Here is a 20,621-nt window from a genome sequence, read left to right as displayed (position 1 = left end):
GCATGGACTTCACGATGGGCCAGAAGGCCGACGAGCTGCGCGCAGAGTTACGCGAGCTGGTGAACGCCAATGTGCCCGAACACTTTCTGGGTGCCTTCACCGACGATCCCGCCGACCTGGAGACCGCGCAGGCCTTCTGTCGCTTACTCGCCGAGCGCAACCTGCTGTGCCTGTCCTGGCCCGAGGAGTTCGGCGGCGGCGGCGCGTCGGTGTGGGAGCAGACAGTGGTGCGCGAGGAGATGTGGGCGCACCATGAACCGCGCGGAGCCCAGTACATGGGGGTGAACTGGGTCGGGCCGATCATCATGCGACACGGCACCTCCGAACAGCAGCAGACACATCTGCCGCCCATCGCGCGCGGCGAGGTCATCTGGTGCCAGGGATTCTCCGAACCCGAAGCAGGTTCGGATCTCGCGTCACTGCGCACCGCTGCACGACGCGACGGCGACGGTTGGCTGGTCAGCGGTCAGAAGATCTGGACCTCCTACGCGACCATGGCGCAATGGTGCTTCCTGCTGGCGAGGACGTCGAAGGTCGGAGTAGGCGCAACCCAGAAGAAACAACAGGGTCTGACGATCTTCCTCGTGTCGATGGACGATCCGGCGATTCAGGTGCGACCGATCCGCTGCATGATGGGCCCGCACCACCTCAACGAGGTGTTCTTCGACGACCTGCGGGTCACCGAGGCCGACGTGCTCGGCACCGTCGACGCGGGCTGGTCGATCGTGCAGGACGTGATGTCCTTCGAGCGGGTGGGCATCGCCCGGTATGCTCGATGCGAGCGGCTACTGGCTTCTGCCCCAACGGTTCTCGGGGGCCGCTGGGATGACCTGTCCGCCGAACTGCGCGGACGCTGGGTGCGGATGCTGACCCACTGCCGCCGCGCGCGCCTGATGGCGTACCGGGTGGTCTCGCTGCAGAGCAGCGGACGTATCCAGCCCGGTGACGCGGCGGCCTACCGTATCGCCGTCACCAAGCTGGACCAGGACAGCGCCGAGGTACTGATGGACATCGCCGCCGAGGTGTCGCACGACGATCCGCGCGCGGCATGGTTTCTCGGCGAGGTCGAGGACCACTGGAAGTACTCGCAGGCCTCCACCGTGTCATCCGGCAGCATCGAGATGCAGCGCATCCTGCTGTCGCGCAGCCTGCTGGCGGCCACGAGATGATTCTCGATCTCAGCGAGGACGCCAAAGAATATGGCCGTCAGGCTCTTCGCGCGTTCGAGGCGGCGGGCGGCGACCAACTCGTACAACAGGCCGAGGCCAAACCCGCCATCCGCGAGTCGCTGGCGGGGCCAGTGCTCGCCGGACTCGGCGCGTGGGAACTCGATCCCCGCAACGACACCGACGGCCTTGAAGCCGCCGCGGCGCTGTGCCGAAGCGCCGGTTACTGGGCGGTGCCCTACCCGGTCGCCGAACGGCTGGCGGCGCCGACCGACCTCGATGCCGACGGTCTGATCGTGGTCGCGGGCACTCGTCCGTCCGGTGCGCTCGCCGGGCTCGAATCACGTTGGGCTGCCGTCACGCTGGACGGGGCCCGGTCGACGGTGTCAGGCATCGGCGGCACAGGGACGGGTTTCGTCACCGAGGTGACACTGTCTGCGATCGACGACGGCGGTGCGGACGATGTGGCGCTGGGACTCGTGCTGCCGTGTTGGACACTGCTCGGCATGCTCGATCGTGCGATCGAACTGACCGTCTCGCACGTCAGCCTGCGCAAGCAGTTCGGGCAGACGCTGTCGTCCTTCCAGGGTGTGCAGTTCCAACTGACCGACGCCGAGGTCGAGCGCAGTGGGCTGGACATCCTCGCCAAGTACGCGCTGTGGAGTATCGGGACCCGCCAGTCGGATGCGCTCAATGACGCGTTGGCGCTGCGGATGTCGGCGATTGAGGCGGCGGAGGTGATCTTCCGGGTGTGCCACCAGCTGCACGGTGCGGTCGGGTTCTGCGACGAGACCACGCTGTCGTGGCTGTCGCGCTACAGCCAACCGCTACGCCGGTTGCCCCTGGGCCTTTCGGCCACGCGCGACGAGCTGACCCGCCGCGTCGGTGGATCCGGATTGACGGGCCTGTTCGCATGAAGGTCGCCGTGATCGGAACCGGCTTCGGTAAGCACGCCGCCGCACCCGTGTATGAAAGTCTCGGGCTCGACGTCGAGGTCATCAGCCCTCGCGACGAGGTGGCGGTGAAGACCGCAATCGCCTCCGACGTCGCCCTCATCTCGGTGCACTCTCCGCCCTTCATGCACGTCAAGCATGTGACGGCCGCAGTCGATCACGGACACGCAGTGCTGTGCGACAAGCCGTTCGGCCGCAACGCCGAGGAGGCGGAGTCGATGCGCGAACACGCCCGCGCCGCCGGGGTATTGAACTTCCTGAACTTCGAATTCCGCTACAACGAGTCGTGGGCGAAGATCAAACAGCTGGCCGACGATGGAATCATCGGCACACCCCTCCATTTGAACTGGACGTTCTACGGCAGCGGCATGCGCGGTCGAAAGTACGGCTGGATCAACGACCGTGAGCTCGGCGGCGGATGGATCGGGGCGTACGGCTCCCATCTGATCGACTTCACGCGCTGGCTGTTCAACAGCGAGGTCGCCGATTGTGGAGGCGTGACCCGGATCGACGGGTCGCCGCCCGGGGCCACTGCCGAAGACGCGTATTCGGCATGGTTCACGATGGCGAACGGCTGCACCGCCGCGCACGACACCGGCTTCGCCGGGTCGGTCCCCCTCGCGCCACGCGCGACACTGCTGGGCAGCGACGGCTCGCTCGAGCTGGCCGGGGACACCAGACTGGTCGTGCATCGGCCAGGCGCGGAACCCCAGACGTTCGAATTCCCACCGGCGCCGCGGAGGTCGCCACCGCCGGCGCTGTCGGCGTTCCTGAGTGACGTCGTCGGTGCGGTACGAACCGGCACACAGATCGCCCCGTCGTTCGACGACGGTGTGGCGGTAGCCCACGCGATGGACAAGCTCCGGGTGAACGCATCATGAGCCTGGACGACTTCCGCGACACTGTGCGCGCGTGGTGCGTCGAGCACATCCCGCCGGACTGGCGTCAGGCCCAAACTGGCGCCACCGACGAGGAATTCGTCGCCTTCCAGAAGTCGTGGTTCGCGACGCTGCACAGCGCCGGCTACGCCGTCCCGCACTGGCCGCGCGAGTGGGGCGGCGGTCTCTCGGTCGCCGAGCAGGTCGTGCTGTACCAGGAGTTGGCCGCCCACGACGCACCACGACTGGTGCTCGCCTTCGTCGGAATCCACCACGCCGCGTCGACCCTGCTCGTTGCGGGCACCGACGAACAGCGCCGTCAACACCTACCCGCGATCCTCGACGGCGAGATCTGGGTGCAGGGCTTCTCCGAACCCGAGGCCGGGTCCGACCTGGCGAGCCTGCGCACCACAGCACGACGCGCGGGCGACACCTTCGTCGTCAACGGCCAGAAGTTGTGGGCCAGCGGCGGCATGCACGCCGACTGGTGCCTGCTGTTGGCCCGCACCGACCCCGAAGCCCCCAAGCGCCCTGGTGCCCGAAAGAGCGCTGGCATTTCGTACTTCCTGCTGGACATGACGACACCCGGCGTGGAGGTGCGGCCGATCCGCAACGCGATCGGCGATTCACATTTCTGCGAGGTGTTCCTCAACGATGTGCGAATCCCCGCCGCCAACCTCATCGGCGACGAGAACCAAGGCTGGCAGGTCGCCCAGGCGACGTTGGGTGCCGAGCGGGGCATGACGATGCTCGAGCTCGCCGAACGTCTCGGCAACGCCGGCTTCCGCTGGCTGCTGCAGAGCAGCCCGGTCGACGACCCGATCGTGGCCGACCGCCTGGCGCAGTTCGAAACCGAGATCGCGGGTCTGCGCGGTATGTGCCGAAAGGTGGTCGAGGATAACGAGAGTGGGAGCGCAGGCCCCGCCGACGCATCCATCGTCAAACTGTTCTACAGCGAGCTGCTGCAGCGGATGACGGATTTCGGCGCGGAGGTCGGGGGACTGGCCGCGCATACCGAGTTGACGAAGCCCATGTCGAGCGGCTGGGAGTCCGGCGCCTGGATGCTCGACTTCATCGGGTCGTGGGAGTGGACGATCCCCGGTGGAGCGAGCGAGATCCAGCGCACCATCATCGGTGAGCGCGGGCTCGGGCTGCCGCGAGAACCGAGTTCCGAGCGGGGCCTTGTGAGACCGCGAGAATCGGGCAGAGTGTGATGACCGACTATTCGGAGTTCCACGACGAGCTGCGCTCGGTCGCCGGTGATCTGCTGGCCAAGGATCGCGCGGTGGACTGGCCGGTGCTCGTCGACGCGGGCTGGGTGGGCCTCGAAGTTCCCGAGCAGTTCGGCGGAGCGGGTGCGACGTTCGCCGAGACCGCGGTGATCTGCGAGGAGATCGGCCGAGCCGCCAGCGCCAACAGCTACCTGGGTAGCGCTGTACTGGCCGTCGGTACCTTGAAAGCGCTGCAGCCCAGTGATACTCGAGATCAGCTACTCACCGACCAGGCATCCGGGGCGGTCAGGCTGGCCGTCGCGATCGAATCGGACTTCGTGCCCGACGCCGAGGGCGCCGACAGGATCCTCATCATCACCGACGACGGCGTCGCCGTCTGCGCGCCGAGCGTCACCGCGCAGCCGGTGCTCGACGACACACGCAGACTGGCCACGGTCACGGCTATCGACAGCGCCGAGGTGCTGCGGTTCGAGGGGGACCCCGCCGCTGCAATGAGGCGCCTACGTGATCGCGCCGCGGTCGCCGTCGCCTGCGACAGCCTGGGCATCTCGGAAGCGATGCTGGACGCGACGGTGGGTTATGCGAAGGTGCGCGAGCAGTTCGGCAGGCCCATCGGCTCGTTCCAGGCCGTCAAGCACGCGTGCGCCGACATGCTCGTCACCGTCTCGGTCGCGCGCCAGCTCGTCGGCGCCGCGGTGCACGCCATTGCCGACGACCGACCCGACGCCGATGTTGCCGCTGCGATGGCCAAGTCGTACGCGTGCGGATCCGCCGTCGACATCGCCGGCAAGGCCATGCAGCTGCACGGCGGCATCGGTTACACGTGGGAGAGCGGCATCCACGTGTACCTCAAACGCGCCGCTCTCAACCGTTCTCTGTTCGGCTCGCCGGCAGCTCACCGCAAGCACATAGCGCAACGCTATCTATAAGGGAATCAAGGAGTTTCACATGGGTGTACCCGTCTACAAACGCATTCTCGACCTGTTCGAGGCCGAGGGCGTCAACACGCTGTTCGGCATCCCGGACCCCAACTTCGTGCACATGTTCTCCGAGGCCGACGCCCGCGGATGGTCGGTGGTGGCACCGCACCACGAGTTGAGCGCCGGCTTCATGGCGGAGGCGGCGTCGCGGATGACCGGCAAGCCCGGCCTGTGTATCGGCACGCTCGGTCCGGGTATGGCGAACATCGCGGGCGCCATCCAGTGCGCCTTGGTGGAGAACTCGCCGGTGATCTTCCTCGGCGGCCAGCGCGCCCGCGTCACCGAACGTCGCGTGCGCCGCGGCCGTATCCAATTCGTGCAGCAGGAACCGCTTTTCGCGAACTCCGTCAAGTACAGCAGCTCGATCGAGTACGCCGACCAGACCGACGAAATCATCCGCGAGGCCATCCGTCGCTCGATGTCCGGAACGCCCGGGCCGTCGTACATCGAGTTCCCGTCGCACGTCATCCTCGAAGAGCTCGACGTCCCGGAACCCCTGCCGCCCAACCGGTATCGCCTCGTCAACCAGGGTGCGGGTGCACCCGAGATCGCAGCGGCTGCCAAGCTGATCCGCGAGGCGAAGAACCCGATCCTGTTGGTGGGCCACGGCGTGCACACGTCGCGCACCCAGCAGGAGGTCAAAGAGCTGGCCGAGCTGATGAACTGTCCCGTCATCCAGACCTCCGGTGGCACGTCGTACATCCCGGGACTGCAGGACCGGACGTTCCCCTACTTGTTCTCCCCGGCCGCCAACGAGGCCGTGGAGGAATCCGACCTGTGTGTCGCGCTGGGGACCGAACTGGGTGAGCCCATGCACTACGGCCGGACCCAGCACTGGGCCGGCAACGACGCCAATCGCAAATGGGTTTATGTCGAACAGGATCCGGCCGCCATCGGCGTCAACCGTCAGTTCGATGTGCCGCTGGTCGGCGATCTGCGCGGTGTTGTGCCGCAGCTCGTCGAGGCGCTGAAGGACACCCCGCGCGCCCCGTCGGCCAACCTCGACAAGCTCGTCAAGGCCGACTCCGAAGAGTTGGCGGAACTCGCCGCATCCGCACCATCGGGACGCGCGCCGATTCACCCGGCGCGCTACGTCGTCGAGGCCACCAAGGCGTTCAAGGAACTCGAGGACGGCATCATGGTCCGCGACGGCGGCGCGACGGTGATCTTCCAGTGGACGTACTCGCAGTCCAAGCCGCGCGACGTGATCTGGAATCAGAACTTCGGCCATCTCGGCACGGGACTGCCGTACGCGGTGGGGGCGTCGGTGGCCGAGGGACGCAAGCGGCCGGTGATGCTGCTGACGAGCGATTCCGCGTTCCTCTTCCACATCGCCGAACTCGAGACCGCCGCGCGAGAGGGCGTGCCCCTGGTCTGCGTCGTGGGCGTCGATCATCAGTGGGGCTTGGAGGTCGGCGTGTACAAGCGCACGTTCTCCCAGCCGTCTCCGCAGCCCGGCGTGCACTGGAGCAAGGACGTCCGGATGGACAAGATCGCCGAGGGATTCGGTTGTCACGGCGAGTACGTGGAGAAGGAAGACGAGATCGGTCCGGCCATCGCCCGCGCCTACGCCAGCGGCAAAGTCGGTGTGGTGCACGTGTGTATCGATCCGAAGGCCAACTCCGAGGAGATGCCGAAGTACGACCGATTCCGCACCTGGTATGCAGAAGGCACCCAGTAACAGCCTGCGTTAGGGAAGAGTGCAAGACATGCGCGAATATCTGAAGTTCTACATCGACGGCAAGTGGGTCGACCCGGTCGAGCCGAAGACGCTCGACGTCGACAACCCGACCACCGAGCAGGTGTCGGGCAAGATCGCGATCGGCGGGGCCGCCGACGTCGACAATGCGGTGAAAGCCGCGAGAAAAGCGTTTGCCACCTGGTCGGTGAGCAGTCGTGAAGAGCGCCTCGATCTGTTGCAGGCGATCCTGGCCGAGTATCAGAAGCGTTCCGCGGATCTCGGTGAGGCGGTGTCCGAGGAGATGGGCGCGCCGCCGTCGCTGGGCTCGGGCACGCAGGTCTACCTCGGCCTCGGACACCTCAACGGTGCCATCGACGCGCTGAAGAATTTCGAGTTCGAAGTGCCCCGCGGCGCGGCGATGATCTTCAAGGAGCCGATCGGGGTCTGCGGTCTGATCACGCCGTGGAACTGGCCCATCAACCAGATCGCATGCAAGGTGTTCCCGGCGCTGGCCACCGGCTGCACGATGGTGCTCAAGCCGTCGGAGGTCGCCCCGTACTCCGGGCAGATATTCACCGAGATCATGGACGCGGCCGGCACGCCTGCAGGCGTGTACAACATGGTGTTCGGCGAGGGCGCAGGAGTCGGCGCCGCTCTGTCCAGCCACCCGGACATCGACATGGTGTCCTTCACCGGCTCGACGCGGGCCGGCATCGACGTCGCCCGCAACGCTGCGGCGACGGTGAAGCGGGTGACCCAGGAACTCGGCGGCAAGAGCCCGAACATCGTGCTCGACGATGAGAATTTGGTTCAGAACGTCACCCTCGGAGTGCGGGCGATGATGCCGAACTCGGGTCAGAGCTGTAACGCCCCGTCCCGCATGTTGGTGCCCAAGTCCCGCAAGGATGAAGCCATCGCCGCGGCTAAGGCCGCCGCCGAACAGGTCAAGGTCGGCGACCCCGAGGATGGGTCGGCCATCGGGCCGGTCGCATCGAAGGCGCAGTTCGACAAGATCCAGGGCCTGATCCAGAAAGGCATCGAGGAGGGCGCGACGGTCGTCGCCGGTGGCCCCGGCCGGCCTGAGGGCCTGGAGACCGGCTATTACGTCCGGCCGACGGTGTTCGCCGACGTCACCAACGACATGACGATCGCGCGCGAGGAGATCTTCGGGCCGGTGTTGTGCATCCTCGAATACGACGACATCGATCAGGCGATCGAGATCGCCAACGACACCGAGTACGGGTTGGCGGGTTACGTCTCGGCTGCGGACATCGAGGCGGCGCGTGCGGTGGCTCGCCGGATCCGCGCCGGCCAGGTCGCCATCAACCACGCGTTCGACCTGAACACGCCGTTCGGTGGCTACAAGCGCAGCGGCAACGGCCGTGAATGGAGCGAGTTCGGCTTCGACGAGTACCTCGAGATCAAGGGCGCCCTGGGCTACTCACCGGCCTAGATCGCTACGCCTTGAGCAGCGGCCGAAGATCGTCGAGGCGGTCGAAGAGGTGCCAGATGTAGGACGACGACCCGTACTCCCGGTGTGCGTGCAGATCGGCGAGTTCAGGGTCGTCGCAGTAACTGTCGAACGCGGAACGTGAGTCCCACTCGACGAGGATCAGCACCTTGCGCGGTTCGATGTCGCCGAGGATCGCGTCGTTGAACTGCCCGAGCGCGACGACGCGGCCGCCGTGCTTGGCGACCTCTTGGGGCGAGCGTTTCGAGTACGCGAGGTACTCCTCGCGATCGGCGATATCGAAGAGGTTCAGCGCGTATATCGTCACGTGGGTGACGGTACAGGGCGAAAAGTACGAATATGCGATCGATTTCGACAAGGTCGCGGCCATCGACATTCACACTCACGTCGAGGTCGACGCGCACGGCCACAAGGCGTACGACGACGAGCTGGTCGACGCGGTCGGCAAGTACTTCAAACGAGGACCCGGCGCGCTGTCGAGCGTCGACGCGTTGGCCGACGAGTACCGGCGGCACAACACGGCGGCGGTCGTCTTCACCGTCGACGCGCGCACTGGCATGCGGCATACGCCGAACTCGATCGAAGACCTCATCGCGGGCGCGGTGCGCAACAACGACGTGCTGATCCCGTTCGGCAGCGTCGACCCGTGGCATGAGCGCCGCGCGGTCCATCGCGTCCACGAACTCGTGCGCGACTACGGGGTGAAGGGCTTCAAATTCCACCCGAGCATGCAGGCCTTCGAGCCGAACAACCGAAAGTTCTACCCCATCTACGAGGCGATCGCCGAGGCCGGCGTGCCCGCGCTGTTTCACACCGGGCAGACGGGAATGGGCGCGGGTCTGCCCGGCGGGCACCGCATCAAACTGCGGTACTCGGATCCGATGCTGCTGGACGACGTCGCCGCCGATTTCCCGGAGATGACGATCGTGATGGCGCACCCGGCGGTGCCCTGGGTCGACTCGCAGATCGCGATCGCCACGCACAAGACCAATGTCTACATCGATCTGTCGGGCTGGTCGCCGAAGTACTTTCCGCCGCAACTGGTGCGCGCCGCGAGCCGACAACTGCGGACCAAGGTGCTGTTCGGAACCGACTACCCGTACATCCAGCTGGACCGCTGGCGTCGGGACTTCGACGAGCTCGATGTCGATCCGGCGGTGGTGCCGCTGATCTACAAAGAAAACGCACTACGAGTACTGGGCATCCGATGAGTTTCTGACGGGGCGGTGGTCTGCATCGGTGACTGGATGTCGCCGCCGGGGCGGCTCCGGGACCGACCCACCATCTCGAAGGAGACCATCGTGCCCGTCCGCACTTCCGCCCCCGTGGGGGCACCGATCTGGATCGACCTGGCGTCGTCGGATGTCAACCGCTCCAAGGAGTTCTACGCCGGGGTGTTCGGCTGGACCTTCGAGTCGAGCGGACCCGAGTTCGGCGGCTACACCAATGCGTTCTGCAACGGGAAACCCGTTGCCGGGCTGAACTTCAACGATCCGCAGTGGAACGTCCCCGACGCGTGGGCGACGTACCTGCACACGACCGACGCCAAGGCCACGCTCGAGAAGGCGGTTGCGGCGGGCGGCGTTGCCTGCGCGGAGGGTCCACCCGAGCCCATGCAGATCGGCGATCGGGGATGGATGGGGATGCTGAGCGATCCGACGGGCGCGTTCGTCGGACTGTGGCAGCCGGCGGGCCACCGAGGCTTCGAAGTCGTCAACGGGAACGGCGCGCCAACGTACTTCCAGCTGACCACCCGCGAGTACGGCAAGGCGCTCGACTTCTATCGCGAGGTCTTCGACTGGAACATCGAGACCGTGTCGGACACCGACGAATTCCGCTACAGCACAGCCAACTTCGACGGCGAGGCGTTGCTCGGTGTCATGGCAATGGACGTCGAACCCAGCTGGTTCTTCTTCCTCGGTGCCGACGACGTCGACAAGACCGTGCAGTTGGTCCTCGACAACGGCGGCAGCGTCATCCGCGACGCCGAGGACACCCCATACGGCCGGTTGGCCTCGGTCGCAGACTCCACGGGAGCAGGCTTCAACCTGTCGTCGCTGGACTAGGCGATCTTCAGCGAGTCAGCGCCGCCGACGTACACGATCCCGGACGGGTTCGGGGTGGTGGCGGCGTTGACGATCGCGCCTGCGAACGTCGCATCTCCCGCATCGCTGGATACCACCGTGAAGTGCACTCCCGCCCGGCGGAACACCGACCGCAGTGCATACAGCGCGGTTTCGCCGGCCCACTTGCTCGCGGCAACGGCCGTCTGACCCTTCGGCACCGCCCGGTGCGGGAAGAAATGGGCCGCGTGGCTGGTGACGAACACGATGCGGCCGCCGGCCGGCATCAGCGGCACGGTCTTCAGTGCAATGCGGCGCTGGGCGTCACGGTTGAGGCGCTTTGCGTTTCCGAGATCGGTGCCGGCCCCGGGGCTGACGGATGCATTCAGAATGGCCGCGTCCAGACGGCCGAAACGATGCGAGATGGTGTCGATCATCGCCGCGCACTCGGCCTCGTCGGCGATGTCGGCGCGCAACGTCGAGGCATGTCCACCTGCATCGCGGATGGACTGGGCGATAGATTCGGCTCGCTCGGCATGCTCGCGGAAGTTCACGACGACATGGGTGTCGGGGCTGGCGAGTCTCTGCGCGATCTCCGCGCCGATACCCCTCGACCCGCCGGTGACCAGGACAATCCGTAAAGGTGCTTGATGCATGTCGGCTTCCTTTCGTCGCTGCAGTGCGTGCGCCTTGGGTCTCACCGTACACCTATTCTTAAGAAAAATAAGGCTTACATAAGGTCACAATAAGGCTGCGGTCGCGGTGTGTTCTCGTAACACGAATCGGCGGGCTGGGTAGTTCACGTTGCGGAAAGTCCATGATGGAAGGCGTGGAGTCGACCCGCGTGGACAGATGGCTGTGGTCGGTCCGGCTCGTCAAGACGCGGCCCGACGCCGCCGACGCCTGCCGGGGCGGACACGTGCAGGTGAACGGCCGGCCCGCGAAACCCGCCACCATGGTGTCACCGGGCGACGAGGTACGCGCATTGGTGGGCCAGACCATGCGGGTGGTCGAGGTGGTGCGGGTGATCCAGAAGCGGGTGGGGGCGGCCGATGCCGCGACGTGCTTTCTCGACCGAACACCCACACCTGAGCCCACCGAGACGATGGCGATCGCTGTGCGCGACCGGGGTGCCGGCCGGCCGACCAAGCGAGACCGCCGACGGCTGGACAAGCTGCGCGCAGGCCGACTCTGAGCAGCTTCAGCCTGTCATCGCTGGAAGGATGAGCTGATGCCCGAGACCTACGTGAAAGCGTGCATCAACGGAGCTCGCACCCCTGACGAGCACCCGGACTTGCCGGTCACCCCCGATCAGCTGGCGGCCTCGGCGCTCGCCGCGCACCAGGCCGGCGCCAAGGCCGTCCATATGCACCCGAAGACCGCCGACGGAGTCGACTCGCTGGAGGCATCTGTCGTCGACGCCGCGGTTGCGGCGGTGCGCCATGTAACGCCCGGGCTGCCCCTGGGCGTGACGACGGGTTTCTGGGCGCTGCCCGATGTGGGGGCCCGGCTGCGGGCTGTCGGCAAATGGAGTGAACTGCCCGACTTCGCCTCGGTGAACTGGCATGAGCCCGGCTCCGAGGAGCTTGCCGAACGGCTGCTCGATCGAGGAGTCGGAGTCGAGGCCGGCATCTTCCACGCCGAGGCGGCCGCGTCCTGGGCGGCCTCTGAACTGGCACCGCACTGTATGCGGGTGATGGTCGAGTTGGCGGGCGACGGCGATGTGGTGACCGCGGACGAACTGCTCAGTCAAGTGAAGGCCGCAGGCTCGCCCGCGCCGGTGTTGTTGCACGGTCTGGACGAAAGCTGTTGGCCGTTACTGGAACATGCCGGGGTGTGTGGCGTCCAGACTCGCATTGGTCTGGAAGACACGCTTCGGTTGCCGGACGGCTCGCGCGCGCCGGGAAACGCCGAACTGGTCTCCGCCGCTGTGCAGTTGCTCAGTCGGCTGGTGCCCCGAGGGCGAAGTCGGCGAAGTCGAACCCCGGGACCACGACACAGCTGACGAGGCAGGGCTGATCGTCACGCGGGCGGGCGCGCTGCCAGTGCCCGGGCGGCACGACGATCTGCGGGCTCTCGCCACCCATGATGTCCGAGCCGAGTAGATGTGTTGTGGCGGTGCCCTGTTCGGGACCGATCTCGAGGAGCAGCGGCCCCCCGGAGTGATACAGCCACAGCTCGGCACTGCGCACGGTGTGCCATGCCGACTGCTGGCCGGGCATCAGTAGGAACAGGATGGCCGTCCCGGCGTTGCGCGGGCCGTTGTAATCCTGGGGAAGTGCCGATTGGGGCACCGTCAACTCGCTGCGCCAGGTCTCCTTGAAATAGCCGCCCTCGGGGTGAGGAGCCATGCCGACGTGGCGCGCCCAGTCGGGTAGTTCGGTCATCGTCATACCGTAGTCTCGACGCATGTCGCGCCTGCGTCCCGGATGGCTGGTCGCACTGTGCGCGACGGTCCTTGTGGTCAATGCGTGGATGCCCTGGCTGACGGCTGACGGTGCTCGCGCCAGCGCGGTCGGCGGCGTGGTCGGCGATATGGATGAGTTGCGGAATCGGTTATCCGGCTTCGGCGTCGGTCAACTCATCGTCCTGCTGTCGGCGACGTTGATCGTGGCGGGAGCGATGGCGGCGCGGGGGTTGTCGGCCCGGGTGGCATCCTCGGCAGCACTGGCCATTTCGGTGCTGCTGGTGGTTCTCACGGTGTTCTACTACCGGCTGTATGTGTACACGCCGGTGTCGGCTGGATTCGGCTTCTATATCGGCGTCGCGGCGGCGATCACGGCGGCGGTGCTGTCGGTGATGACGATGGTCGCTGCGTGGTCGGCGGCCACCGTGCGAACGCCATGAGCGGGTACGTCGAACCGATCTCGCTGACCGGAGACCGCTGGGTAAAGCTGGAACCTCTTGGCTCAGAACATGTTCCGGAGATCAAAGCCGCCGCTGCCGATGGCGAACTCGGGCGCCTGTGGTTCACCGCGGCGCCGGCCCCAGAGGCGGTCGAGCGATGGGTCGACGCTCGGCTGGCCGTACAGACGCCGGACACCGGACTGACGATGGTCGTGCGTCGGCTGGACGGCACGTTCGTCGGCTCGTCGAGCTTCATGAACGTGGACCCGGCCAACCGGCGACTCGAGATCGGCAACACGTGGTACGTGGAGTCGGCGCGGCGCAGCGGGGTCAACAGCGAGACGAAGCTGCTGATGCTCGGCCATGCTTTCGATCAGTTGGATTGTGTCGCAGTTGAATTCCGTACGCACTTCTTCAATTTCACCAGCCGAAAGGCGATCGAGAGCCTGGGCGCCAAGCTCGACGGCGTGTTGCGCAGTAACCAGCTGCTGGCCGACGGATCGCGGCGCGACACCGTCGTGTACTCGATTCTGGACATCGAGTGGCCGTCGGTGCGCAACAACCTGCGGTACCGGCTGGGCCGTCACGCGTGAACGGATGCCTCTTGGGCGCGCGAGACTGCGGACAGATCGCGTTTTCGAGCTGAATCGCGATCTGCCCGCAGTCTCGACTGAGTGGTTACTCCGAGTCGGCGGTGGTTGGCTCGATCGACTGTTGTCTGCCGCTGTGGGCGACCTCGATCTTGCGCGGCTTCGCGCGCTCGGCGACCGGGATCGTCACGGTCAGGACGCCGTTCTCGTAGGTCGCCGAAATCGCCGTTGCATCAATCCCTTCCCCAAGGGAAAGCTGCCTGCGGTAGGTGCCGAAGAACCGCTCGTTCGCCAGCCACTGGACGGAGTCCTCGGAGCGGGCAGTGCGGTGCGCGGAGATCGTGAGGGTGCCGCTGTCGACGTCGACATCCACCGATCCGGGATCGATACCGGGCAGGTCCGCTGTCAGGACGTAATGGTCATCGATCTTGCAGAGGTCCATCGGCATGAACCGAGGGGTGCGAGTCGATCCGGTCTGGCTGGTCAGCAAGCCACGGGTCAAGGCGTCAAGGTCACTGAACGGATCAAAACGAAGCACAGCAATTCACCTCCTACGTAACTCAGAGCCCGCCACCCTGGCGGGCGACCAAATCACTGTGCACCTGCGAGATTAGCACTCTCGGGCAGAGAGTGCCAGTGACTTTCGGCCCTAATTTCACACCGCGGCGACATGCGCGCCACGCAGTGGTTCGGAGCACTGATCGCATGTCAGGACGGGTACGAACCGGCGGCCGCACGCCGTGTGGGCGAGGGCTACCGCCGGTCCCTCGGGTGACTGGTACCAACGCTGCGCCCACTGCAGGGCGGTCACTAGGACCGGATACAGCGCCCGGCCCTTCTCGGTCAGGCGGTATCGGTTGTCGGACATCTCGAACACCCCATTGGCCGTGAAGATCGCCACCCGGTCGGCGATCGAGCCCGGGGGCGCGCCCAGCTGTGTCTGAAAATCGGTGAAGCGACTCATCCCCACAAACGCGGCGACCAACAGCGCGAATCCCCATCGGTTGCCCATGACGCTCATCGTCTGAGGGAACAACCCTGCCGACTGATCGGACGCCGACCGTCGTCGCGTCGCCGCCACCGGAATCGACCGTGACCACGAGCCGCTCGGACCCCACTGTGCGACGACGTCTTTCTCGCTCGCCGCCTCTTTACATGAGCCGCAGGCGACGATCGGTGCGAAGTCGCCGCCGCACGATGTGTGACGCATGCCGGGCAGCGGATCGTCGTGGTCGGGCACCCAGTGGCGTTCCCACTCCCAGATCGACAGCAGCACCGGCCACAGCGATCGGGAGCGTTCGGTGATGACGTACTCCGAACGTGGTGGATTGGATTGGTACGAGCGGCTTTCGAGCAGCGCTTCACCGGTCAGCAATCGCAGCCGCGCCGTCAGCACGGAGTTCGAAATGGGTAGCCGGGCGCGGAAGTCGCCGTACCGCGTCGCGCCGAGGAGCGCCTGCTGGACGACGAGCAGAGTCCACTCGTCGCCCAGGAGCCCCAACATGCGCGCGACGGCGTTGGGGCCCGGCTCGGTCACCTACAGGCCGATCGCGCCGGCCGCGGTGTCGGCGTCTCGCCAGCGCCGCAGCTCCGAACCACGCGCCCATGTCGAGTGGGTGCCGCTGGAAATGCGCTCCGGCAGTGCGAGTTTGCACACCGGTCCGTCGGCGACCCTGGCCGCGTCGAACACCAGGCAGTACGAGGCGTCGGCGTTCATGTCGGTGGTCAGCGTCACGAGGTAACCGTCGTCCTCGGCGCTGCTCCCCACCCGCGGCGCCATTGCGGTCTCGCTGCCGTACACGCCGTCGTCGAATGTGAAACGTTCCTCGGCGCCCGTGGCAACGTCGTGCTTCACCAAACCGTCGAACAGGAACCATCCTGGCTTACCCGTTGCGGCATACGTGTAGCGGTACTGGCCGCCCGCGTATCCACCGTTGATCATGCCGAACTCGGTCGTGGAGTCCGAAAGGCGTTCTTCGCGCGTCTCGCCGGTGACCAGGTTGAAGCGCCAACGGTGGAGGTTGGTCTGCAATCCGTCGAGGGCGAGATACCGGAACGCCTTCTTGTACTTGTCTCCGGTGAGGGTGTCGACCGGCGCGGGATCACCTTCGAAGAAGCCGTCGAGGACGATCTCGTCGCCGTCCTCGTAGGCGTTGACCCAATGCAGGACGAAGGTTGGATCGGCCTCGAACCACCGGATCTCCTCCGGGCCACCGCGGCGGGGGATCACCGCGAACCGGGACGGCATATCTCGGTGAAATCCAGGGAGGTGGACGCCGGCCTGCAGCAGCTTCGGATCCCAGAACAGCGGAAAGTCGTTGAGGATCGCATAGTTTTCGGTGAACGCCATGTCGTGGGGGAGGCGCGGTCCGGGAAGCGGGATATCGGTGAAATGCACCAGATCATTGGCGGCATCGACGACGCCGTAGCGCATGTACGGCGCTTCCTTGCTGTAGGTGAAGAACAGCAACTCCCCGGTGCGGTCGTCGACCTTCGGGTGCGCCGAAACCCCCCAGTCGAACGGGAAGCCGCCGTTGAAGTCCTCTTTACCCAAGGTGTTCCCGGTGAAGGGATCGATGCGGTACATGTCGCCGCACTGGTAGTGGCTCGTCAACGCCGTGCCGCGGTGCACGATCACGTCGGTACTCGACGCGTCCTTCATCAGCGTCCGTGCGCCCCAACCGTAGTCGCGCTTCGCGAGCTGGATCGGTTCGGCGAGGCCGGGCCACAATGGGCCGCCCTCCTCGTTCTCCGCGTCGAAACCGTCGGTGCGCACGAACCTGTTGCGGTAGAACGCCTTTCCGTCACGGAATCCAACGACGTGGACCATGCCGTCGCCGTCGAACGGATGGTAGAACTTCAGCGCGGGGTGCAGAGGGTTCTCGGTGTTGCGCAGGTACACGCCATCGAGGTCGTGCGGAATCTCGCCCTCGACCGCCTGCAGATCGTCGGCATCCCATTCGGTGGTCTGTGGGCGCCACGGTCCGGTGCGGTAGGGGTGGTCGTCGTCCTCCGGCAGCGTCGACAGAAACTTCCCGACGACCTCCACGTTCACACTCATCTCACACTCCACTCACGACGAAACTGACGGTGGTGGCGGTGCTTCCGCCGAAGTTCAAGGTGCCGAACGTCTTTGCGCCCTCGACCTGGTAATCGCCCGCACCGCCGCTGACTTGCTTGGCGGCGTCCAGGAGCATGCGCACACCGGACGCGCCGACGGGATGCCCGCCGCCGATGAGGCCTCCGCTGGGGTTGATCGGCAGCAGCCCACCCATCTCGATCTCACCGTTCTCGATGGCCTTCCACGATTCGCCGGGTCCGGTGAGCCCGATGTGGTCGATCGCGAGATATTCGCTGGGCGTGAAGCAGTCGTGCACCTCGAAGCCGTCGACGTCATCGAGGGTGACGCGCGCCCGGTCGAACGCGTCGAGCACCGCGGTGCGCACGTGGGGCAGCACATAGGGGTTGTCGGCCGAATGGTCGAGTTTCTGCTGCAGGCCGAGGCCGACGGTGCGGTGGCCCCAGCCGTCGATTCGTCCGATCGGACGCGCGGTGGGGTGATCGCGCAGCCAATCGTCGGTGACGAGGACGATGCCCGCGGCCCCGTCGGTCATCTGGCTGCAGTCGAAGCGACGGATGCGCCCATCGATGACGGGGTTTGCGTCGTCGTCCGCGGTGATCGGGTCCGGAACCGCCCACCCCCGCGTCTGCGCATTGGGATTGTTGCGCGCGTTGGCGAAGTTGACTTGGGCGATGGCGCGCAGGTGGGAGTCATCGATGCCGTAGCGGCGGTCGTACTCGGCAGCCACTTTGTCGAACATGTGTGGCCACATGAATTTGGCGTCGGCTCCCTCGTGGTCGGTCCACGCGGCCGCGCCGAGGTACTGGGCGGCGGTGTCGCCGTGCACCGTCTTCTCCAGCTCGACGCCCAGCACCAGCGCGGTCCGGTATGTGCCCGAACGAAGATCCGCGATGGCTGACAGCGTGGCGACACTGCCCGAGGCGCAGGCGGCCTCGTGCCTCGAGGCGGGTGTGTCCCACAAACCGCTGTTGACGGTGGCGGGCATGGCGCCGAGGTGGCCCTGCCGGGCGAACATCTCGCCGAAAGCGTTGCCCAGGTGTACGACGTCGATGTCGGACGCGTCGACCTTCGAGGCGGTGAGGGTCGAATCCACGACTTCGCAGGTCAGGTCGGCGAAATCTAGGCCCTCCCGGGTGAGGTTGCGGGCGAAATCGCTCTGATAGCCACCGAGGATCCAGACATTGGGTGCGCCCACGATGGTGACGTTACTACAATTAAGAGAGTGACCCTAGGGTTCGGCTCCGTCGGCACTCAGGTCTGAACCGACGGAACCTTGGCTGTGCGTAGAGGTCGACCACCACGCGAGCCTCTATTGGGACTGCCCGTTGTGTGAGATGGCAAACGTTCGTGTATCGGACACCCGGATTGGGAAGACTGTAGCGATGACTGAGGTACGGAACCACGACCTAGCTCGCCGGATGGCCGAGTTGGCGCGTGCTGCCGCGTCGCCTCGCAGTGTCGGTGAAGTTCTGTCCGACGTCACCGAGACGGCGAAGGAACTCATTCCGGGTGTCGACACAGCGGGGGTACTGCTTGTCGGCAAGAACGGCAAGTACGAATCGTTGGCCGGTACCTCTGACTTGCCTCACACCCTCGACGACCTACAGATGACTTTCGGCGAGGGTCCGTGCGTGCAGGCCGCGATGGACGATCTGATTGTGCGGACCGACGATTTCCGGTCCGAAGAACGCTGGCCCAAGTATTCGCCTGCAGTCGTCGAACTCGGCGTGCTCAGTGGACTGTCGGTCAAGCTGTACACCGCCGATCGGACCGCCGGCGCCCTGAACATGTTCAGTTTCGAGGCGAACTCGTTCGACGGCGAGGATGAGACGATCGCGACTGTCCTTGCTGCGCACGCCGCGGCCGCGATCCTGGCCAGTCGGCAGGGCGAGCAGTTGCAGTCGGCGTTGACGACAAGGGATCGCATCGGCCAGGCCAAGGGCATCATCATGGAGCGCTACGACATCGACGATGTGGCGGCTTTCGAGATGCTGAGGCGGCTTTCGCAGGACAGCAACGTCCGTCTGACCGATATCGCACAGCGAGTCATCGAGACGCGGGGCGGTAACGACAATCGCGGCGCCGAGTAGGCGATCCGCACCGCGAGAAAGCGCTTGACTGAGACGGCGCCGACACTGCAGCCGCTCTATCTGTTCGCCGACAGTCAGCTGCTGTTCTGGAGGCGCAATGGCCGACTGGTTCTGGACGCGGCCCTCAACGGTTTCGCGCGGAACACTGCAATCCGCGCAGCTTACGTAGGTGCCTCCAACGGCGACAGGATGGATTTCTACGAAGTCTTCGAAGCGGCGATGGATGCGATCGGAATCGCCGATCGACGCATGATCGTTTCCTCGTTTGGTCCGGCCGACCGCGCATTTCTGGAGTGTGCACAGTTGATCGTGCTGGCGGGGGGCGATGTGCAGCGTGGCTGGGCCACGATCGAAGCAACCGGCATGAAGGACGTGATCTTGGACCGACACGCTAAAGGCGCTGTGCTGGTGGGTATTTCAGCCGGTGCGGTGCAGCTGGGGTGGTATGGCGTCGGCGAGACGTGGGCATCGGCGCCGGCGGCGCCGTTCGAGGTGTTCGGGCTCGTCCACATGGTCGTCGACACACATGACGAGCACGCCGGATGGGCGCGGCTGGCGCGCACGATTCATCTGCTCGACGGAACAGTCGCCGGGCTCGGGATCCCCTCTGGTGGCGGAGTCATCGTGCACCCGGACGCCACCATCGAGTCGCTGCGTCGGCCCGCACTCGAATTCCGTTCAGAGCGTGGAAGGATCGCGCATTCACTGCTCCACCCGAAAATCGATTAGTTCCACCGATCCGGCGCAATGCCCTCATAACGTGTCACAATGATGTGGCCGACCTTCAGTGAAGGAATCGATCGTGGAGTTTTCGAGAGTGGCCCTTAGTTGGCCGGATCGCCGGCTGTGGGCTGCGCGGGTGTTCGCATTGCGAGCGACCATCCTCGGATTGATTGATCAGTATCCGTGGGCCGCGGGGATGATCGCGGTGCCGCTGACGATCATCGGGCTGGCTGGTGTGGTCACGCTCCCTCTGCTTTTTGTGCCACTGCTGGTACTGACCGGCGTCGTGTTGGTCGTGATCGAGTATTACGCGGATCAGCAGAAGCCGGGTGTGTACCAGGAGCAGGCTGCCGGCGGCGGCCCCACGAGATGGAACCTCCGGTCGCGCATGGGCCAATTCAGGCTGCACGGCTCATCCAAGTGGCCGCAGATGATCAGGGAAGCGCGTGCTCGGGCGGAAGCCGTGGCAGCCGAGTCGCTGGCCTCCGCAGCCCGAGCCCTGGCCGCTGACGCCAGGAAGCAGGCAGACGTCGCGGAGGCGCGGACGCGGGCAAACCAGCTGCATGTCGAAACACAAACCGAGACCAAACCGACCTTGCCTGCGGATTAGACGCTCTTCTACTGCGCCGCCATATGCCTGCGGACAGCCCGGTACGGCGACCGCAACATGCAGCCATTATTAGATAGTCGCGCTGTGCCCCCGGCAGGATTCGAACCTGCGACACCGGCTTTAGGAGAGCCGTGCTCTATCCCCTGAGCTACGGGGGCGGACCGCAGGAAGCTTACCGGTCGGGACCGCCACCTCTTGGGCAGCCTAGATCTCGGTTTTGGCAAATTTGACAAAACTTCTTCCGAATTGGCCCGC

The 20,621-nt window shown here is 65.7% G+C and carries 23 protein-coding genes and 1 tRNA gene; 16 read left to right on the top strand and 8 right to left on the bottom strand.

Going from position 1 to position 20,621, the window contains the following annotated elements; genetic code table 11:
• Positions 1-2 precede the first annotated feature (2 nt).
• Genes G6N42_RS17335 through G6N42_RS17305 form a run of 7 tightly spaced genes read left to right on the top strand, consistent with a single transcriptional unit; the run spans position 3 to position 8,343 of the window.
• Positions 3-1,169 (top strand): acyl-CoA dehydrogenase family protein, encoded by a 1,167-nt coding sequence (locus G6N42_RS17335; RefSeq protein WP_163730705.1) that lies wholly within the window; start codon positions 3-5, stop codon positions 1,167-1,169.
• Positions 1,166-2,083, top strand: a complete 918-nt coding sequence (locus tag G6N42_RS17330; RefSeq protein WP_163730704.1) for an acyl-CoA dehydrogenase family protein — start codon at positions 1,166-1,168, stop codon at positions 2,081-2,083. Before G6N42_RS17335 ends, G6N42_RS17330 begins: the two co-directional genes overlap by 4 nt.
• Positions 2,080-3,000 (top strand): Gfo/Idh/MocA family protein, encoded by a 921-nt coding sequence (locus tag G6N42_RS17325; protein ID WP_163730703.1) that lies wholly within the window; start codon positions 2,080-2,082, stop codon positions 2,998-3,000. The genes G6N42_RS17330 and G6N42_RS17325 overlap by 4 nt, the downstream gene beginning before the upstream one ends.
• Positions 2,997-4,211, top strand: coding sequence for an acyl-CoA dehydrogenase family protein (locus tag G6N42_RS17320; RefSeq protein WP_163730702.1), 1,215 nt, complete (start codon positions 2,997-2,999; stop codon positions 4,209-4,211). Before G6N42_RS17325 ends, G6N42_RS17320 begins: the two co-directional genes overlap by 4 nt.
• The gene (locus tag G6N42_RS17315; RefSeq protein WP_163730701.1) at positions 4,211-5,158 is read left to right on the top strand and encodes an acyl-CoA dehydrogenase family protein; all 948 of its coding nucleotides are present in this window, start codon (positions 4,211-4,213) and stop codon (positions 5,156-5,158) included. Before G6N42_RS17320 ends, G6N42_RS17315 begins: the two co-directional genes overlap by 1 nt.
• A gap of 19 nt (positions 5,159-5,177) precedes the next feature.
• On the top strand, positions 5,178-6,890 hold the full coding sequence (locus G6N42_RS17310; protein WP_163730700.1) for a thiamine pyrophosphate-binding protein: 1,713 nt from the start codon (positions 5,178-5,180) through the stop codon (positions 6,888-6,890).
• Positions 6,891-6,918: 28 nt separating this feature from the next.
• Positions 6,919-8,343: an aldehyde dehydrogenase family protein gene (locus G6N42_RS17305; protein WP_163730699.1), complete on the top strand. Its 1,425-nt coding sequence runs from the start codon at positions 6,919-6,921 to the stop codon at positions 8,341-8,343.
• A gap of 4 nt (positions 8,344-8,347) precedes the next feature.
• On the opposite strand, the gene G6N42_RS17300 is transcribed toward G6N42_RS17305, so the two are convergent.
• A complete protein-coding gene (locus G6N42_RS17300; RefSeq protein ID WP_163730698.1) occupies positions 8,348-8,668 on the bottom strand; it encodes a DUF1330 domain-containing protein in 321 nt (106 codons plus the stop codon).
• Between the two features lie 4 nt (positions 8,669-8,672).
• On the opposite strand from G6N42_RS17300, the gene G6N42_RS17295 reads away from it, so the two are divergent.
• Both G6N42_RS17295 and G6N42_RS17290 read left to right on the top strand, forming a co-directional pair.
• Entirely contained in the window at positions 8,673-9,572 is a 900-nt protein-coding gene (locus G6N42_RS17295; protein WP_163730697.1) for an amidohydrolase family protein, read from the top strand.
• A gap of 90 nt (positions 9,573-9,662) precedes the next feature.
• Complete coding sequence (locus tag G6N42_RS17290; protein WP_163730696.1) at positions 9,663-10,427, top strand: VOC family protein; 765 nt, start codon at positions 9,663-9,665, stop codon at positions 10,425-10,427.
• On the opposite strand, the gene G6N42_RS17285 is transcribed toward G6N42_RS17290, so the two are convergent.
• Positions 10,424-11,080, bottom strand: coding sequence for an SDR family oxidoreductase (locus tag G6N42_RS17285; RefSeq protein ID WP_163730695.1), 657 nt, complete (start codon positions 11,078-11,080; stop codon positions 10,424-10,426). The two genes, G6N42_RS17290 and G6N42_RS17285, sit on opposite strands and share 4 nt — an antisense overlap.
• A 161-nt stretch (positions 11,081-11,241) precedes the next feature.
• Between G6N42_RS17285 and G6N42_RS17280 the strand changes: the two genes are divergently transcribed.
• Positions 11,242-11,619, top strand: coding sequence for an RNA-binding S4 domain-containing protein (locus G6N42_RS17280; RefSeq protein ID WP_163730694.1), 378 nt, complete (start codon positions 11,242-11,244; stop codon positions 11,617-11,619).
• Positions 11,620-11,655: 36 nt separating this feature from the next.
• Positions 11,656-12,429, top strand: a complete 774-nt coding sequence (locus tag G6N42_RS17275) for a 3-keto-5-aminohexanoate cleavage protein (RefSeq protein WP_163730693.1) — start codon at positions 11,656-11,658, stop codon at positions 12,427-12,429.
• Here G6N42_RS17275 and G6N42_RS17270 read toward each other — a convergent pair.
• Complete coding sequence (locus tag G6N42_RS17270) at positions 12,365-12,811, bottom strand: cupin domain-containing protein (RefSeq protein ID WP_163730692.1); 447 nt, start codon at positions 12,809-12,811, stop codon at positions 12,365-12,367. The genes G6N42_RS17275 and G6N42_RS17270 overlap by 65 nt on opposite strands.
• A 22-nt stretch (positions 12,812-12,833) precedes the next feature.
• Between G6N42_RS17270 and G6N42_RS17265 the strand changes: the two genes are divergently transcribed.
• Positions 12,834-13,271: a hypothetical protein gene (locus G6N42_RS17265; RefSeq protein WP_163730691.1), complete on the top strand. Its 438-nt coding sequence runs from the start codon at positions 12,834-12,836 to the stop codon at positions 13,269-13,271.
• The gene (locus tag G6N42_RS17260; RefSeq protein WP_163730690.1) at positions 13,268-13,864 is read left to right on the top strand and encodes a GNAT family N-acetyltransferase; all 597 of its coding nucleotides are present in this window, start codon (positions 13,268-13,270) and stop codon (positions 13,862-13,864) included. The genes G6N42_RS17265 and G6N42_RS17260 overlap by 4 nt, the downstream gene beginning before the upstream one ends.
• Positions 13,865-13,949: 85 nt before the next feature.
• Here the strand turns inward: G6N42_RS17260 and G6N42_RS17255 are convergent, their stop codons facing one another.
• The 4 genes from G6N42_RS17255 to G6N42_RS17240 all read right to left on the bottom strand — a co-directional run bounded on the left by G6N42_RS17255 (position 13,950) and on the right by G6N42_RS17240 (position 18,138).
• Entirely contained in the window at positions 13,950-14,399 is a 450-nt protein-coding gene (locus G6N42_RS17255; protein WP_163730689.1) for an Hsp20/alpha crystallin family protein, read from the bottom strand.
• 117 nt (positions 14,400-14,516) lie between these two features.
• Positions 14,517-15,365, bottom strand: coding sequence for a winged helix-turn-helix transcriptional regulator (locus G6N42_RS17250; RefSeq protein ID WP_163737706.1), 849 nt, complete (start codon positions 15,363-15,365; stop codon positions 14,517-14,519).
• 33 nt (positions 15,366-15,398) lie between these two features.
• Positions 15,399-16,916: a carotenoid oxygenase family protein gene (locus G6N42_RS17245; RefSeq protein ID WP_174262266.1), complete on the bottom strand. Its 1,518-nt coding sequence runs from the start codon at positions 16,914-16,916 to the stop codon at positions 15,399-15,401.
• Positions 16,917-16,923: 7 nt separating this feature from the next.
• Positions 16,924-18,138: an acetyl-CoA acetyltransferase gene (locus G6N42_RS17240; protein ID WP_163730687.1), complete on the bottom strand. Its 1,215-nt coding sequence runs from the start codon at positions 18,136-18,138 to the stop codon at positions 16,924-16,926.
• Positions 18,139-18,325: 187 nt separating this feature from the next.
• Here G6N42_RS17240 and G6N42_RS17235 point away from each other — a divergent pair, with 187 nt between their 5' ends.
• The 3 genes from G6N42_RS17235 (at position 18,326) to G6N42_RS17225 (ending at position 20,366) form a co-directional block, all read left to right on the top strand.
• Positions 18,326-19,033, top strand: a complete 708-nt coding sequence (locus tag G6N42_RS17235; RefSeq protein ID WP_163730686.1) for a GAF and ANTAR domain-containing protein — start codon at positions 18,326-18,328, stop codon at positions 19,031-19,033.
• A 24-nt stretch (positions 19,034-19,057) separates the two neighbouring features.
• Complete coding sequence (locus G6N42_RS17230) at positions 19,058-19,762, top strand: Type 1 glutamine amidotransferase-like domain-containing protein (RefSeq protein ID WP_163730685.1); 705 nt, start codon at positions 19,058-19,060, stop codon at positions 19,760-19,762.
• Between the two features lie 73 nt (positions 19,763-19,835).
• Complete coding sequence (locus G6N42_RS17225; RefSeq protein ID WP_163730684.1) at positions 19,836-20,366, top strand: hypothetical protein; 531 nt, start codon at positions 19,836-19,838, stop codon at positions 20,364-20,366.
• Between the two features lie 85 nt (positions 20,367-20,451).
• On the opposite strand, the gene G6N42_RS17220 is transcribed toward G6N42_RS17225, so the two are convergent.
• Positions 20,452-20,524, bottom strand: a tRNA-Arg gene (locus tag G6N42_RS17220).
• Between the last annotated feature and the right edge of the window lie 97 nt (positions 20,525-20,621).

It is taken from the genome of Mycobacterium gallinarum (assembly GCF_010726765.1).
GTDB lineage: Bacteria > Actinomycetota > Actinomycetes > Mycobacteriales > Mycobacteriaceae > Mycobacterium > Mycobacterium gallinarum.
This window is presented reverse-complemented; position numbering and strand designations above follow the sequence as displayed.